Below are 14,181 nucleotides of genomic sequence, written 5' to 3'. Positions count from 1 at the left end.
CTGAGCAAGGGGCAGCAGGGCAGCTGGTCGGCCGGGACGGGGCACGCCACCCCGGCGAGCAGCCGACCCACACCAGCCCGCGCGACAGCGACTACGCGCACCAGCGAGTCAGCCCACGTGCGGCACGCCACCCCGGCAGGCAACCGACACCCACCCACCCGCGACACCGGCTACGTGTGGCGCGCCGCGGCACGGCGTTCCCGGCGACGGACCAGCCGGCCCGAGCGCGGCTCCGTCCCGCCCCCGCGCATCCCCAGCCCCGCCGCCACCAGCAGCAGCCCGCCCAGCATCACGAACGGCGCCGCCGTCCCCGCCACCCCCGCCACCAGACCCGCCGACGCGGGCGCCGCGACCTGTCCCAGGCGGTTGCCGGTGAGGCGGAGAGCCAGGGCCGTGGAGCGGGCGTCGGGCGGGGCCGCCTGAACCACTGTGGTCATCGACAGGGGCTGGCCCACGCCCAGGCAGAAGCCGAGCAGGATCAGCATCACGCCGAGGGCCCATACGGGGACAGGGAGCGCGATGCCCGCGCAGAGCACGGCGGCCAGCAGGCACGTCGTTGCAATCAGAAGGGCGCGGCCGAGCCAGTTGATGAGCGGGGTCATCACCAGTCGACAGGCGATCGTCGCCCCGGCCCGCAGGCTGAGCAGGACGCCGACGACGGACGGCGTGATCCCCCGATGCTCGCCGACGACCGGCAGATACGCCGTGAGGATGTCCGTCGCGGACAGCACGGCGAGGGAGATGAAGATGCCGCCGGGCACACCCCGGGTGCGCAGGATCCGGCCGACCGGCACGCGCGGCCCGGCGGGCGCGGCCGCACCCGTCACCGTACGGGGGTGCTCGATGCGCCACAGCGAGGTGAAGGAGACCGCGGCGACGGCGGCCGCGACGAGCAGCGCGAGAGCACTCGTGGCTCCCAGGTCGGGCCCGCCGATGAGCGCGCCCGCGGCGATCGGCCCGACGAGCTGGCCGAGGGACGCGCCGATCGTGAAGTGACCGAAGTTCCGGTCCTGTTCGGCCGGAGCCGACTGCCGGGCGACGATCGACTGCGCGCCGATCACGAACGACAGATGCCCCAGACCCATCACCCCGCTCCACGCGGCCATCGCGGCGAGCGAGTCGGCCGTGCCGCTGAGCGCGCACCCGCCGGCGATGAGGACGACGCCGACGGGCAGCAGGGGCGCGCACCGGCCGTGGTCGGTGCGCCGTCCCAGCGGCACGGCCGCGAACAGCGGAAGGAGCGCGTACACGCCCGCGATCACACCGATCGCGCGCTCGTCCGCGCCGAGCGCGAGAGCCCGGTAGGAGACGGCGGGCCGCGCCATCGACACCGCCCCCTGCGCGAAGCTGAAGGCGATGACGAGGCGGAGCAGCCAGCTTCTCCTGCCGGGCTCTGTAGTGGGACTCATCGGGGTCAGAGGATCCCGAAGAGGAATCCGGCGCCGAGTATCACCAGTGCGGTGAGGGCGGCCCATTTGACCGTGAACTTCGTGTGGTCGCCGAACTCGACCTTGGCCATGCCCACGAGGACGAAGACGGCGGGGACGAGCGGGCTCGACATGTGCAGCGGTTGCCCGATGAGGGAGGCGCGGGCGACCTCGAGGGTGGAGACGCCGTGCGCGTTACCGGCCTCGGCGAGGACGGGCAGGATGCCGAAGTAGAAGCCGTCGTTCGACATGAAGTACGTGAACGGGATGGACAGGACGCCGGTGACGAGGGCCATGTGCGGGCCCATCCAGTCGGGGATCCCGCCGACGACCCACTTGGCCATGTGGTCGACCATGCCGGTGCCCTGGAGGACGCCGGTGAAGACGGCGGCGGCGAAGACCATGCCGGAGACGTTCAGGACGTTCTCGGCGTGGGCGGCGATGCGGGCCCTCTGGTCGGGCATGTGCGGGAAGTTCACCGTGAGGGCGAGCGCGGCGCCGAGGATGAACAGGACCGGGATCGGCAGCCACTCCATGATCATCGCGGTGAGCAGCGTCACCGTCATGAGGGCGTTGAACCAGTAGAGCCTGGGGCGCAGGGTGGCGCGGTTCGGATCGAGGGCCGCGAAGGTCTCGCCGTCCTCGTTCTCGTACGAGGGCGCGGCCGGACCGGAGCCCGTACCGGAACCGGCGGAGGCATTCTTGCCGGACCCGGAGCCGGACCCCGTCCCGCCGGAGGCACCCGCACCGACGAGCACCTTCTCGTCGGACGTCTCGGTGACGGTCTCGGTGACCTCGTCGAGGGACAGGTAGCCGAGGCGCTTGCGCTCGCGGCGGCCGAGCACGTAGGCGAGGGCGAAGACGAAGAGGAGGCCGACGGCGAGCGCCGGGATCATCGGCACGAAGATGTCGCTGGCGTCGAGCTTCAGCGCGGTCGCGGCGCGGGCGGTGGGGCCGCCCCAGGGCAGCGTGTTCATGACGCCGTTCGCGGTCGCGGCGACACCGGTCATCACGATCAGGCTCATCTTGAGGCGCTTGTACAGCGGGTACATCGCCGAGACGGTGATCATGAAGGTGGTGGAGCCGTCACCGTCGAGGGAGACGATCGCCGCGAGGACGGCGGTGCCGACGACGATGCGGACCGGGTCGGCCTTCGCGAACTTCAGGATGCCGCGCACGATCGGGTCGAAGAGGCCGACGTCGATCATCAGACCGAAGTAGACGATCGCGAACATCAGCATCGCCGCGGTGGGCGCGAGATCACCGATGCCCGCGACGACGTAGTCGCCGAGCTTGGCTCCCTTGCCCACGAGGACGCAGAAGAGAGCCGGGATGAGCACGAGCGCCGCGATCGGCGACACCTTCTTCATCATGATCAACACCAGGAAGGTGGCAATCATGCCGAAGCCGAGGATGGTCAACATGTGGATACCTAACGTTCGCCCTTGAACTACCACCGGGGCCTTGCGGTCAGCGAGACGTTAGGGCGCGCGCATCAGCGTTAACAAGATGTTGACGTGCGAGCAATAAGCGCAAAACTCCAGGTCACGGGGTTGGACGGCGATCGGGACTGCCGGTGAGGACGTTCCGTGCTCCGATACACGCCCCCGCCGGGCCCCCCGGATCAGTCCAGCACCCGCGCCAGATAAGCCCGCAACAGCTCCCGCGTCTCCGCGATGACGTGCTCGTCGCCCGCCGGGTCGAGCCGGAACGCGAGCCGGACCAGGGCGTCCGCTGATTCGACGGCGACGAGGAACGTGCGGCGCAGGGTGTCGTCGGGCGTGCGGGCGAGGTGGACGGCGAGCAGTTCGGTGAGGCGGTCGGTGAGGCGGTGGTTGGGGCCGGCGTCGGCACCGACGGGGACCTGGTTGCCGAAGTCGACCAGGGAGAAGCCGGGCGCGGTGCGTTTCATGGCGAGGTACTCGTCGAGGACGGCGTCCATCGCGGCGCGCCAGTCGGGCGCGGGGATCGCCGCGAGGCGCCCGGCGATCCGGTCGGCGTAGCGCTGCAGATTGCGTTCGGCGAGGGCGTCGACGAGGGCGCGCTTGTTGCCGAAGAAGCGGTAGACGGAGCCGATGGGCACCCCGGCGCGGACGGCGACGTCCCGGGTGCTGAGTTCCTCGTAGCCGCTTTCGTCGAGCAGTTGCGCGCAGGCGTCGAGTATCCGGCTCAGGCGTTCGGCGCTGCGCTGCTGGACGGGGGCGCGGCGCAGGGACCCGGAGTGGGTCACGGGTTCCACGGGCGGCGTCCACATGACCGGGAGAGTAGAGGACCGTTCAGCTTCACGGAGTGCTCTTGCGCGAGGAAAAAGGGAATCCTACGGTAGAGCATAGGAATCATGGACGAGGGAGCGACATGCGTGACGCGAGGAAGACCGCCGAGGGGCTTGCCTACCTTTCGGGCTTCGGCAACGAGCACAGCTCGGAGGCGGTACCCGGCGCTCTGCCCCACGGCCGCAACTCGCCGCAGCGCGCCCCGCTCGGTCTGTACGCGGAGCAGCTGAGCGGCACCGCGTTCACCGAGCCGAGGGCGTACAACCGGCGTTCGTGGCTGTACCGGATCCGCCCGTCGGCCGCGCACCCGGCGTTCGTACGGGTGGACAACGGCGCGCTGCGCACCGCCCCCTTCACCGAGTCCGTCCCCGACCCGAACCGGCTGCGCTGGAACCCGCTGCCCGAGCCGGCCCCCGGCACGGACTTCCTGGCGGGCCTGTGGACACTCGGCGGGAACGGCGACGCGAGCCAGCGCACCGGTATGGCCGTGCACCTCTACCACGCCAACTCCTCCATGACGGAACGGGTGTTCAGCGACGCGGACGGCGAGCTCCTGATCGTCCCGGAGCGCGGCGGGCTGCTGCTGCGCACCGAGTTCGGGCTGCTGCACGTGGATCCGGGCCACGTCGCGCTGATCCCCCGCGGGGTCCGTTTCCGCGTCGAGCTCCTCGACGGCGACGCCCGCGGCTACGTCTGCGAGAACTACGGCTCCCCCTTCCGCCTGCCCGACCTCGGCCCGATCGGCGCCAACGGCCTGGCGAACGCACGTGACTTCATGGTTCCCGTCGCCGCGTACGAGGACACCGAAGGGCCGGTGGAGGTGGTGAACAAGTTCTGCGGAAACCTCTGGCGCGCCACGTACGACCACTCGCCGCTCGATGTCGTCGCCTGGCACGGCAACCATGTCCCGTACGTCTACGACCTGCGTCGGTTCAATGTCATCGGGTCGCTCAGCTACGACCACCCGGATCCGTCGATCTTCACGGTCCTCACGTCGCCGAGCGACACCCCGGGGCTCGCGGGCGTGGACTTCGTCGTGTTCGCGCCGCGCTGGCTGGTCGGCGAGGACACGTTCCGGCCGCCGTACTTCCACCGGAACGTGATGAGCGAGTACATGGGTCTGATCGAGGGCGCGTACGACGCCAAGGCCGAAGGCTTCGTTCCGGGCGGTGGTTCGCTGCACAACATGATGTCGGCGCACGGCCCGGACCGTGAGACGTTCGACAAGGCGTCGGCGGCCGAGCTCAGGCCGCAGAAGGTCGATGACGGGCTCGCCTTCATGTTCGAGACCCGATGGCCGGTGACCGCGACAGCCCAGGCGGCGCAGGCCGATCACCTCCAGCGCGGCTACGACGATGTGTGGAGCGGCCTCGAACGGCACTTCAGGCCGTCGCACTGAGCCGTTGCACTGAACGCGCCCGACCGATACGGATAGCCCCGTGACCTCTTTCGCGCCGGACTCGATCGTCCTGAACCGCAAGCTGCCGCTCTGGTATCAGGTGTCGCAGTCCCTGCGCGCCTCCATACTGGGGCGCTCCCCCGACGACCCGCTGCGCCTGCCCACCGAGGAGCAGCTCGCGGGGCACTACGGGGTGAGCGTCCTGACCATGCGGCAGGCGCTCAAGGAGCTGGAGGACGAGGGGCTCATCACCCGGCACCGCAGGCGCGGCACCTTCATCGAGCCGGCCGCGCGGCGGGGAGCGCCCGTACGGCTGCTCGGCTCGGTCGACGCCATCGTGGCCCAGCAGTCCGGCATGACGACCGAACTGCTCGGCCACGGCACGGTGCCGGTGCCCGGCGCGCTCGCCGAGCACTTCCCGGGGGCCGAGACCGTGGCGACGTACCACCGGCTGCGCTGCGACGAGAAGACCGGCGAGCCGACGAACCACGCACGCAACTACATCAGGACCGACCTCGCCGACCGTGTCGACCTGGACGACCTGGTGCGCTGGCCGATGACGAAGGTCCTGCGCGACGTCGTCGGCGTGCGCATCAGCCGGATCACCGACACCGTCGAGGCCCGGCTCGCGGACCCGGAGACGGCCCGGCTCCTCCAGGTCCCGCTGCTCAGCCCGATCCTGCACTACACGGGCATCACCTACGACGAGGACGGCCGGCCGCTGGACGTCGCCGTCATCCACTACCGCGGCGACCGGTTCTCGTTCACGGTCACTCTCGACGCGCACTGACCGCGTCGTACGATGCCGAACGTGACGCCCGACAGCCTCGAAAGCCTTGTTGACGCGCCGCTGCTCGCGGACCTCATGCCGTGGTCCGTCGCGCCCCTGCGCCTCGGCCGCGCCTGGCCGCTGGCCCCGGACCCGGCCTCCCTGAAGGCCCGTTGGTCCGCGTTCGTGAAGGCCGGGGAGGCGGAGCGCGAGAGGCTGCTCGAACCGAGCCGGGCGCGCACCCTGCGCACGGCCCTCGCACAGCTCCCCGGCCGGCACACCGCGACGGACGACCTGACCCACGCCGACGGCCCCTGCCCCGAACCCGTCCGGGTGCTGCACGCCCCCTTCGACGAGCAGTGGCTGATACCGGACCACCGGCTGATCGACGCGGCCCGGCCGGAGCTGTGGCGGGTGGCCGACGAGAGCCAGCTGTTCGTCGTCGAGCAGGGGTTCGTGCCCGGGGCGGGCGGACCCGCGGCGCTCGCCTGCGCGATCCTGCCCGAGGGCCGCTCCCCCGCAGGGCGCCCCGGCCGCATCCGCCCGCTGTACCGGCGCCCCGGGGGCCTTGAGCCGAACGTCACGCCCGGTCTGCTCACCGAGCTGTCCGGCCGGTTCGGGCACGAGGTCGGGGCGCGGGACCTGCTCGCCTGGACCCTCGCCGTGGCGCGGCCCTCCCCGCAGGGGCCGCGGGTCCCGCTCCCGGACGACGCCGGGCTCTGGGCCCGCGGCACGGCGCTCGGGGAGCGGATCCTGTGGCTGCTGCGCCGCGGCACCGACGGCGACCGGCCCAAGCTTCCCGGCGGCAGGCGCCCGTACGTGCGCGCGCCGCTCCCGGACCGTCCCGCCGAGCTGCTCTACGACCGCGAGGAGCAGGCCCTGCTCGTCGGCGACGGCCGCATCTCCCCGGTGCCCGCCGAGGCCTGGGACTTCGAGGTGAGCGGGGTGCGGGTGATCGAGCAGTGGTTCGCGCGCAGGACCACGGCTCCCGAGCCGGGGACGCTGGCCGGGATCCGCCCCGGCGCCTGGCCGCAGCCCTGGACGTCGGAGCTCCTGGAGATCGTCACGGTACTGGCACTGCTGGCTGAACTGCGATCGCGGCAGGAGGAGTTGACGGCAAGCGTCTCCGCGGCGTGCATGACGGCGACGGACCTGCTGAAGGCGGGCGTCCTGCCGCCGGCGCCGGCCACCCGCAGGCCCGCCTCGGTCCTCGACCATCACGAGGAGGGCCCGGGCGGCCAGTTCGCGCTCCTGTGAGACTGGGCGCTTCCCCCGTGTTCAGGAGGAGGCGAATCCGTCGAGCGTGCGCCCGAGGGCCCGCTCGAAGGCCTCATCCATGTCGACGGGCCCGGTGCTCTGGGCGAACGCGGCGGCCACGTGCGGATACTCACCGGTCGAGATCCGGCTGACCAGGTAGGCGGTCCGCGCGGCGTACTCCTGCTCCTCGGACCAGGGCAGAGAGCGGGTCCGCTCGGCGGCGGCGATCTCGTTGGCGACGTAGAAGGTCACGACGCCGGTGAGGGACGCGACGAGTTCCATCTTCGTCCCGGCCGGCAGGTCGACCGGTTCGAGACAGGCCATGCAGTACTCCAGGTACCGCAGCGCGTTCGGGCTGAAGCCGTACACGGGTGACATCAGCCGGGGCATCCACGGGTGCCGGATCATCAGGGCGCGGGCCTGCCGGGCGAGGGCGAGCAGGTCGGCGCGCCAGTCGCCGGTCGGCTCGGTCAGGTCGTACTCGGCGCTGACCGCGTCGACCATCAGTTCGTAGAGGTCGTCCTTCCTCGGCACGTAGTTGTAGAGCGACATCGTGCCGAGGCCCAGCTCGCCCGCGACCCGTCGCATCGACACGGCGTCGATCCCGTCCGCGTCCGCGACGCGGACGGCGGCGGCCGCGATGTCGTCCCTGCGGTAGGCGGGTTTCGGGCCACGTCCCGCGCGCTCGGGGCGCGCCCAGATCACTTCGGGTTCGGCCGCTCGGCCCGTCATCGATCATCACCTCGCCCACCATCGTAGTTACGTACACCGTACGTAGTGCGCTACGGTGGCCCCATGACTTCTACGTACGCTGTACTTAGTGAAGGTCTGGAGAAGCGTTACGGCTCAGGGGACCAAGTGGTCCACGCCCTGCGGGGCCTCGATCTCGCCGTCGAGGAGGGCACGGTCTGCGGGCTGCTCGGGCCGAACGGCGCGGGCAAGACGACTGCCGTCCGGGTCCTCACCACCCTCCTGCGGCCCGACGCGGGGTCCGCGCGTGTCGCGGGCCACGACGTGCTGACCGAGTCCGCGGCCGTACGCCGCCGGATCGGCGTCACCGGGCAGTACGCGTCGGTCGACGGCGACCTCACCGGGCGCGAGAACCTGCGCCTGTTCACCCGTCTCCTGCGGCTGCCGCGTACCCGCGCCGACGAACTGCTCGACCGCTTCGGCCTCACCGCGGCGGCCGACCGCACCGCCCGTACGTACTCCGGCGGCATGCGGCGCCGCCTCGACCTCGCGGCGAGCCTGCTCACCCGGCCCGCCGTGCTCTTCCTCGACGAGCCGACGACCGGCCTCGACCCGCACAGCAGGAACGACATCTGGGACGCGGTCCGCGAGCTGACCGGCCGGGGCACGACCGTGCTGCTCACCACGCAGTACCTGGAGGAGGCCGACCAGCTCGCCGACTCCGTGGTCCTGATCGACAAAGGCCGCGCCGCCCACCGGGGCACCCCCGCCGAACTCAAGGCACAGACCGGCAGTTACGCGGAAGTGGTGGTCGCCGAGGACGCGGCCCTGCACGCCGCGGCCGTCGTCCTCGACCAGCTCACCGGCGCCGAGCCGGCCCTCGACCCGGACCGCAGGGCGGTCGGCGTCGTCACCCTCGACCAGACGCTCACTCTCCCCCGCATCGTCCGCGAACTGGACGCGTCCGGCGTCCCGATCGTGGATGCGACCCTGCGCCCGCCGACCCTGGACGAGGCGTTCCTGCGCCTCACCGGCGGCCGGGAACTCGTCGCATGACCGCACCGCTCACCGGCCCCGACTCCCTTCCGGAGGAGATCTGATGACCACCGCGCTCCTGTACGACGGCACGGCGATGCTCGGCCGGCACCTTCAGCGGATCCGGCACGCGCCGGCGATCCTCGTGATGACGCAGACGATGCCGATCGTCTTCCTGCTCTTCTTCGGATACGTCTTCGGCAGCGCCCTGGCGATGCCCGGCGCGGACTACCGCGCCTTCCTCGTACCGGGCATGCTCGTCGCGACCGCGGCGAACGGGATCATGACGGGGATGTTCACCGCGGCCCAGGACTCGCACCGGGGCGTCATGGACCGCTTCCGCACACTGCCGATGACCCGCGCGGCCGTCCCGCTCGGGCAGGCGGCGGCCGATGTCGTGACGACGGCGGCCGGTCTCGCGCCCCTGCTCCTCGTGGGCCTCGCGATGGGCTGGCGGATCGAGGGCGGCGCACTCGAAGCGGTAGGCGCCTTCGGTCTGTTGCTGCTGTTCCGCTTCGCCACGACGTGGGTCGGCATCCTGCTCGGGCTCGTGTCGCGCAGCGAGGAGGCGGCGGGCCAGCTCGGCGGCGCGACGTTCATGCTTCCGCTGCTGTCGAACGCGTACATCCCGACGGCGGGCTTCCCCGGCTGGGTGCGGGTGCTCGCCGAGTGGAACCCGATCAGCGCGGTCGCCACGGCCGTACGCGACCTGTTCGGCAACGCCCCCGTCCCCGGCGGCTCCTCGTGGCCGGTGGCGCACCCGGTGGCCGGCTCGCTCGCCTGGTGCGCGGTGCTGCTAGCGGTGTGCGTGCCGCTCGCCGTCCGCCGGTACACCACCGGCGGACGCTGAGCGAACCGCGGCCGGTCTACTTCTGCGGGGCCAGCTCGGGTCCCAGGGAGGAGAACTTCTCGTTCGAGACGACCCGACGGGGCGGCCAGGTGATGTTGTTCGGCGGCCACTTCTGCCCGGTCTTCTTCAGGAACCAGGCCGGCGGCTCGTACATGGGCGGCTCATAGCCGTCCGGCAGCGCCGTCTTCCACTCGATGTCCTTGGTGCGCTGCTTGAACTCGTCCTTGAGGGCCTTGAGCCGCTCGGGCTGCGTGATCAGATCGACCGCCGTCGCCGCCAGGTACTTCGCGGCGGCGATCACCGCGGCCTGACCGGGGGCCGCGGCCGCGCACGCCGCGGTGGACCAGGTGTGGAACTTGCCGCCGATCGGAGCGAGCGCGGCGCCCATCGACACGGTCGGCACGTTCCAGCTGATGTCGGCGACGTCCGTCGAACCGCCGCCCAGGAACACCGGGTTGGGCGGGGTCAGCTCGGCGACCTTGTCGTGCATACCGACCTCGGGCAGGCCGAGCGACTTCTGCAGGTCCTTCGCCAGCTGGTGCGCCTCGGCGGTGAACGCGGGCGGGCCGATCTGCCGCATGTTGTCGTACAGCAGTTCCGCGGCGGCCTTGTTGGGCAGCTGGTTCCAACATGCGGAGGTGATGCGGTGCTGCACCTTCGTCTGCGAGGCCTTGGCCGCGGCCTCGGATATCGCGATCACCTTGTCCAGCAGCACCTGGACGCGGGCCGTGCTGCCCTCGCGCACGTAGTAGGAGATCTCGGCGATCTCCGGGGTCACGTTCGGGATGTCGCCGCCGTTGTTGATGACCCAGTGCAGGCGCGCGGCCGGAGCCATGTTCTCCTCGCGCAGGAACTCCGACATCGTCGCCATCATCACGGCGGCGTCCAGGGCCGACTTGTTGCCCAGCGGGGTGCCGCCGTGGCCGGCGACGCCGAGGAACGTGAAGGTGACCGCGGTCATGGCGTTGCTGGTGCCCCAGCCGGTCGCGTTGGCGGTGGAGGGGTGCCAGTCGAGGAACGCGTCGAGCCCGTCGTACACGCCCCGGCTGACGGCGTACGTCTTGCCGATCAGCGCCTCCTCGGCCGTGGAGCCGAAGAACTTCACCGTGACGGGCAGCTTGTGCTTCTGCGCGGCCTGCGCGACGGCGGCCGCCGCTGCCGCCGCGGCGGTACCGAGGGCGCTGTGCCCGCAGCCGTGGCCGGGCCCGTAGCTCGGGGAGAACGGGTCGTGGATGTACTCGCGCGGATCGTGGTGGCCGACGCCCTTGTTCTGGGAGAGCCCCGGCAGCGCGTCGTACTCGCCGCTGAAGCCGAGAACCGGGCCGCCGCTGCCGTACGAGAAGGTCGCCGTGAACGCCGTCGGGAAGCCGGCCGTGCCGAACTTGACGTCGAATCCCGCCTTTTCGAGGAATCCGGCCTCGGCGACGGAAGAGTTCCACTCGCGCAGCGACAGCTCCGCGTGCTCCCAGATCTCCTCGTTCAGGCCCGTGATGCGGGAGGAGTTGGAGGTGATCCAGCCGAGGGCGGAGGACTTGGCCGGGCTGTCCTCGGCGAGGCCCTCGGGCGCCTTGTACGCACCGGCCTCCTCGACGATGGAGTCGGCGGCCGCTGCCATCGCCGGATCGGCCTCGGTGGTCATGGCGGCTGCGGTCACTCCCGCCGCGCCGAGCAGTTGCATGATGCGGCGCCTGCTGAGCTGCGGGCCGGCGGCGGTCTGGGTCGTCCCGTGCTCATGCTCATGCTCGTGCTGGTCATGCAGGTCACACACGCGCGTACCTCCGGGGGTGAGGTGAGGGTGTCTCCGTGTACAGGCCAAACGATCAGGATCAGGCGCAACATTGACCCCGGAACATTGCCCCGTCAACATCCGTGCATGACAAAGCTGTTACGCACCGGACATGGACGACTGCACGCGGCGATGCCTGCGGGGGCCGTCAACAGGCCCTGGAATGACAGAAAACCGACCGTGCGACGGGCACGCGTCGGAGGCGTAAGGAGACGTACGGCGGCGCGAGGATGACGAGGATGCACGGCGGCACAAGGGTGGCAAGGATGTACGGCAGCGCACCGGGAGCGGGGAGGGTGCGGCTCACATGCCGTGTCTGCGCGTGTCAGCGCCGTTTCCGTGCCGGGCCGTCCGATGGGGAGTGCGGTACCGGGGCGGCAGGAGATTTCTGTCCCGCGTCAGGCGAACACACCTGGATGACGCCGCGTGCCGTGGGGATGACGGTCGCGGAGATCGTGGCGCCGTGCCGGTACGGCATGGTCGCCTGAGCGCGGGATCGGGCTGTGCCGGTGATGACCGCCTGTCAGCGGCGGCCGCCGAACAGCGAGCGGCGCAGTCGCCGCAGTGGTGCGAAGAGCGAGACCCGGCTCACTCGCGCGCCCCTGCTGCTGCGCTCGTGCGCGGCGTCACGCGAGGTGAGCTCACGCATCAGCAGTGTCGCCTCGGCCGCTTCGCGCTGCGGGGCGGCGGGACCGCCCAGCACCGAGAGATGGCGGTCGAGACGCGTGCTGGTCGCGCTGCTCCCGCAGGTGATCGCAGGCACACGCGGCCTGCTGCGCACTGTTATCTGTTCCATGTCACTCCCCACCCGTACGAGGGCACCCGGCCCGGGCAGGTTAACCCTATCGCCCCGCGGTGACACTCGTGTATCCCGGTCGCAGGATTCACCTCCCCTATAAGGAGGTTGACGATTACTCACCGAATCTGACTGATTCCAGGGCGAGTTGGACATGGCGGGCATGAACGGGCGCGTCCGGAACGTGGGCGATCTCACGGACACTGGGCTAGCTTTGTGGAGAATCGCACCGCTACGGATGGGGGTCGCCCGTGAGCGAGAGTCCGGGCAGTCGAGGGGCCGGCGAAGCGCGTGTGATCGCGGGGCGGTACCGGCTGCTGAGCCCCCTGGGCGAGGGCGGCATGGGCACCGTCTGGCGCGCCCGCGACGAGGTCCTGGGCCGTGAGGTCGCCGTCAAGGAGGTACGCGCCCCAGCAGGGCTCCCGACGGGCGAGGTCGACCGGATGTACGCGCGCCTGGAGCGGGAGGCCTGGGCCGCGGCCCGCATCTCGCACCGGAACGTGGTCACCGTCTACGACGTGGCGACGGAGGACGGCCGCCCCTGGATCGTGATGGAACTGGTGCGCGGGCTGTCCCTCTCCGACCTCCTGGACGCCGAGGGCCCGCTGCCCCCGCGGCGCGCCGCGCACATCGGGGCCGAAGTGGTCGCCGCGCTGCGTGCCGCGCACGAGGCGGGCGTTCTGCACCGGGACGTGAAGCCGGGCAATGTACTGATCGCGAACGACGGGCGCATCGTCCTGACGGACTTCGGCATCGCCATGGTCGAGGGCACGTCGGCGATCACGATGACGGGCGAGGTGATCGGCTCGCCCGAATTCCTCTCTCCGGAACGGGCGTTGGGACGCACGCCGGGGCCCGAGTCCGACCTGTGGTCGCTCGGGGTCCTGCTGTACGCGGCCGTAGAGGGACAGTCTCCGTTCCGGCAGGAGACGCCGCTGAGCACGCTGCGGGCGGTCGTGGACGAGGAACTGCCGCCCGCCCACCGCGCGGGCCCGCTGGCCCCCGTCATCGAGGGGCTGCTGCGCAAGGACCCGGCCGAGCGGACGCCGGCGGCCGACGCCGAACGCGATCTGCGGCAGGTGGGCGCGGGCGGCACGCCCCGCGCGGGCACCGTCCGGGCGTCCTCCCCGGAGTCGGCGCCGACCCAGACGTCTTGGCAGGGGACGCCGCCGGCTCCGGTTCCGGCCGGGTTCGGCCCGGGGCACGGCACGACGGTCTCCCCGGATCCGGCCACGACGCGTCCGGAGCGCCCTCGCCGCTCCGTCGCCGTCCTGCTGGCCGGTGTCGTGGCGCTGCTCCTGGTGCTCGGCGGGCTCACCTACGCGCTGATGAACCGGGGTGACGGGAGCGACAACTCCGGCGGGAGCGGCGGGAGTTCCGGCGGCACTTCCTCCGGCGCGTCGCACAGCCCCTCGGACGATGATTCGAAGGGTGGCGGTGGCGGCTCGCCGAGCGCGGACGACGACAGCGGCAAGGGTGGCGCGGGAGAGCACTCGACGCCGCCGCAGCAGTCCGTGCGGGTCAGCGTCTCGGCAGTGCACGGGAGTTACAGCGGCGCCTGTCCGCCGCCGGGCGGCGGGGCTCCGGCGTTCAGGGCGACGTTCACGGTGGGCCGCGCGCCCGTCGACGTCCAGTACCGCTGGGTGACGGAGAGCGGCGAGTCGAGCGACCCGGGGTGGAAGACGCTCAGCTTCGCGTCCGGCGGCCCGCGGACCAGGTCGGTCGACCATGTCGAGACGGGCTACACGGACGGGGCCACGCTCCACAACCAGGTCAGCGTGGAGGTGCGCGACCCCGTCCGTGCCACGTCGAACGCGGTGGCGTACACGGTGACGTGCAAGACGGAGTCCCCCACGGACGGGACCTCCCCCTCGCCCTCACCGTCGTACTAGGCAGCAG

General features: G+C 71.4%; 12 protein-coding genes. 6 read left to right on the top strand and 6 right to left on the bottom strand.

What is annotated here, in order from left to right; translation table 11 throughout:
- Positions 1 to 170: 170 nt before the first annotated feature.
- From ACZ67T_RS13910 to ACZ67T_RS13900, 3 genes are all read right to left on the bottom strand, one after another.
- On the bottom strand, positions 171 to 1,409 hold the full coding sequence (locus ACZ67T_RS13910) for an MFS transporter (protein ID WP_469983906.1): 1,239 nt from the start codon (positions 1,407 to 1,409) through the stop codon (positions 171 to 173).
- A gap of 5 nt (positions 1,410 to 1,414) precedes the next feature.
- The gene (locus ACZ67T_RS13905) at positions 1,415 to 2,851 is read right to left on the bottom strand and encodes a CitMHS family transporter (RefSeq protein ID WP_469983904.1); all 1,437 of its coding nucleotides are present in this window, start codon (positions 2,849 to 2,851) and stop codon (positions 1,415 to 1,417) included.
- 200 nt (positions 2,852 to 3,051) lie between these two features.
- On the bottom strand, positions 3,052 to 3,681 hold the full coding sequence (locus tag ACZ67T_RS13900) for a TetR/AcrR family transcriptional regulator (protein WP_469983902.1): 630 nt from the start codon (positions 3,679 to 3,681) through the stop codon (positions 3,052 to 3,054).
- 101 nt (positions 3,682 to 3,782) lie between these two features.
- On the opposite strand from ACZ67T_RS13900, the gene hmgA reads away from it, so the two are divergent.
- From hmgA to ACZ67T_RS13885, 3 genes are read left to right on the top strand one after another with little or no spacing between them, the layout of a single operon-like run.
- The gene (gene hmgA / locus ACZ67T_RS13895; RefSeq protein WP_469983900.1) at positions 3,783 to 5,099 is read left to right on the top strand and encodes a homogentisate 1,2-dioxygenase; all 1,317 of its coding nucleotides are present in this window, start codon (positions 3,783 to 3,785) and stop codon (positions 5,097 to 5,099) included.
- 40 nt (positions 5,100 to 5,139) lie between these two features.
- Positions 5,140 to 5,889: a GntR family transcriptional regulator gene (locus tag ACZ67T_RS13890; RefSeq protein WP_469983898.1), complete on the top strand. Its 750-nt coding sequence runs from the start codon at positions 5,140 to 5,142 to the stop codon at positions 5,887 to 5,889.
- 12 nt (positions 5,890 to 5,901) lie between these two features.
- Positions 5,902 to 7,125, top strand: a complete 1,224-nt coding sequence (locus tag ACZ67T_RS13885; protein ID WP_469983897.1) for a type ISP restriction/modification enzyme — start codon at positions 5,902 to 5,904, stop codon at positions 7,123 to 7,125.
- A 21-nt stretch (positions 7,126 to 7,146) separates the two neighbouring features.
- Here ACZ67T_RS13885 and ACZ67T_RS13880 read toward each other — a convergent pair whose 3' ends face one another.
- Complete coding sequence (locus ACZ67T_RS13880) at positions 7,147 to 7,857, bottom strand: TetR/AcrR family transcriptional regulator (RefSeq protein ID WP_469983895.1); 711 nt, start codon at positions 7,855 to 7,857, stop codon at positions 7,147 to 7,149.
- Positions 7,858 to 7,920: 63 nt separating this feature from the next.
- Here ACZ67T_RS13880 and ACZ67T_RS13875 point away from each other — a divergent pair, with 63 nt between their 5' ends.
- Complete coding sequence (locus tag ACZ67T_RS13875; RefSeq protein ID WP_469983893.1) at positions 7,921 to 8,871, top strand: ATP-binding cassette domain-containing protein; 951 nt, start codon at positions 7,921 to 7,923, stop codon at positions 8,869 to 8,871.
- 43 nt (positions 8,872 to 8,914) lie between these two features.
- Positions 8,915 to 9,700, top strand: coding sequence for an ABC transporter permease (locus tag ACZ67T_RS13870; RefSeq protein WP_469983891.1), 786 nt, complete (start codon positions 8,915 to 8,917; stop codon positions 9,698 to 9,700).
- A 16-nt stretch (positions 9,701 to 9,716) separates the two neighbouring features.
- On the opposite strand, the gene ACZ67T_RS13865 is transcribed toward ACZ67T_RS13870, so the two are convergent.
- Both ACZ67T_RS13865 and ACZ67T_RS13860 read right to left on the bottom strand, forming a co-directional pair.
- Positions 9,717 to 11,468, bottom strand: coding sequence for an amidohydrolase (locus tag ACZ67T_RS13865; protein WP_469983889.1), 1,752 nt, complete (start codon positions 11,466 to 11,468; stop codon positions 9,717 to 9,719).
- Between the two features lie 541 nt (positions 11,469 to 12,009).
- The gene (locus ACZ67T_RS13860) at positions 12,010 to 12,282 is read right to left on the bottom strand and encodes a hypothetical protein (protein WP_469983888.1); all 273 of its coding nucleotides are present in this window, start codon (positions 12,280 to 12,282) and stop codon (positions 12,010 to 12,012) included.
- Between the two features lie 341 nt (positions 12,283 to 12,623).
- Here ACZ67T_RS13860 and ACZ67T_RS13855 point away from each other — a divergent pair, with 341 nt between their 5' ends.
- Complete coding sequence (locus tag ACZ67T_RS13855; RefSeq protein ID WP_469984412.1) at positions 12,624 to 14,174, top strand: serine/threonine-protein kinase; 1,551 nt, start codon at positions 12,624 to 12,626, stop codon at positions 14,172 to 14,174.
- Positions 14,175 to 14,181: the final 7 nt, after the last annotated feature.

It is taken from the genome of Streptomyces sp. NPDC107517, from assembly GCF_055582645.1.
Note: the sequence above shows the minus strand (reverse complement) of the source record. Positions and strands in the feature narration are given on the sequence as shown.

What these genes read in the sequence shown, in the direction of transcription:
- ACZ67T_RS13910 (WP_469983906.1), bottom strand. Translation starts at nt 1,409, where the DNA reads ATGAGTCCCACTACAGAGCCCGGCAGGAGAAGCTGGCTGCTCCGCCTC.
- ACZ67T_RS13905 (WP_469983904.1), bottom strand. Translation starts at nt 2,851, where the DNA reads ATGTTGACCATCCTCGGCTTCGGCATGATTGCCACCTTCCTGGTGTTG.
- ACZ67T_RS13900 (WP_469983902.1), bottom strand. Translation starts at nt 3,681, where the DNA reads ATGTGGACGCCGCCCGTGGAACCCGTGACCCACTCCGGGTCCCTGCGC.
- hmgA (WP_469983900.1), top strand. Translation starts at nt 3,783, where the DNA reads ATGCGTGACGCGAGGAAGACCGCCGAGGGGCTTGCCTACCTTTCGGGC.
- ACZ67T_RS13885 (WP_469983897.1), top strand. Translation starts at nt 5,902, where the DNA reads ATGCCGAACGTGACGCCCGACAGCCTCGAAAGCCTTGTTGACGCGCCG.
- ACZ67T_RS13880 (WP_469983895.1), bottom strand. Translation starts at nt 7,857, where the DNA reads ATGACGGGCCGAGCGGCCGAACCCGAAGTGATCTGGGCGCGCCCCGAG.
- ACZ67T_RS13875 (WP_469983893.1), top strand. Translation starts at nt 7,921, where the DNA reads ATGACTTCTACGTACGCTGTACTTAGTGAAGGTCTGGAGAAGCGTTAC.
- ACZ67T_RS13870 (WP_469983891.1), top strand. Translation starts at nt 8,915, where the DNA reads ATGACCACCGCGCTCCTGTACGACGGCACGGCGATGCTCGGCCGGCAC.
- ACZ67T_RS13860 (WP_469983888.1), bottom strand. Translation starts at nt 12,282, where the DNA reads ATGGAACAGATAACAGTGCGCAGCAGGCCGCGTGTGCCTGCGATCACC.
- ACZ67T_RS13855 (WP_469984412.1), top strand. Translation starts at nt 12,624, where the DNA reads ATGGGCACCGTCTGGCGCGCCCGCGACGAGGTCCTGGGCCGTGAGGTC.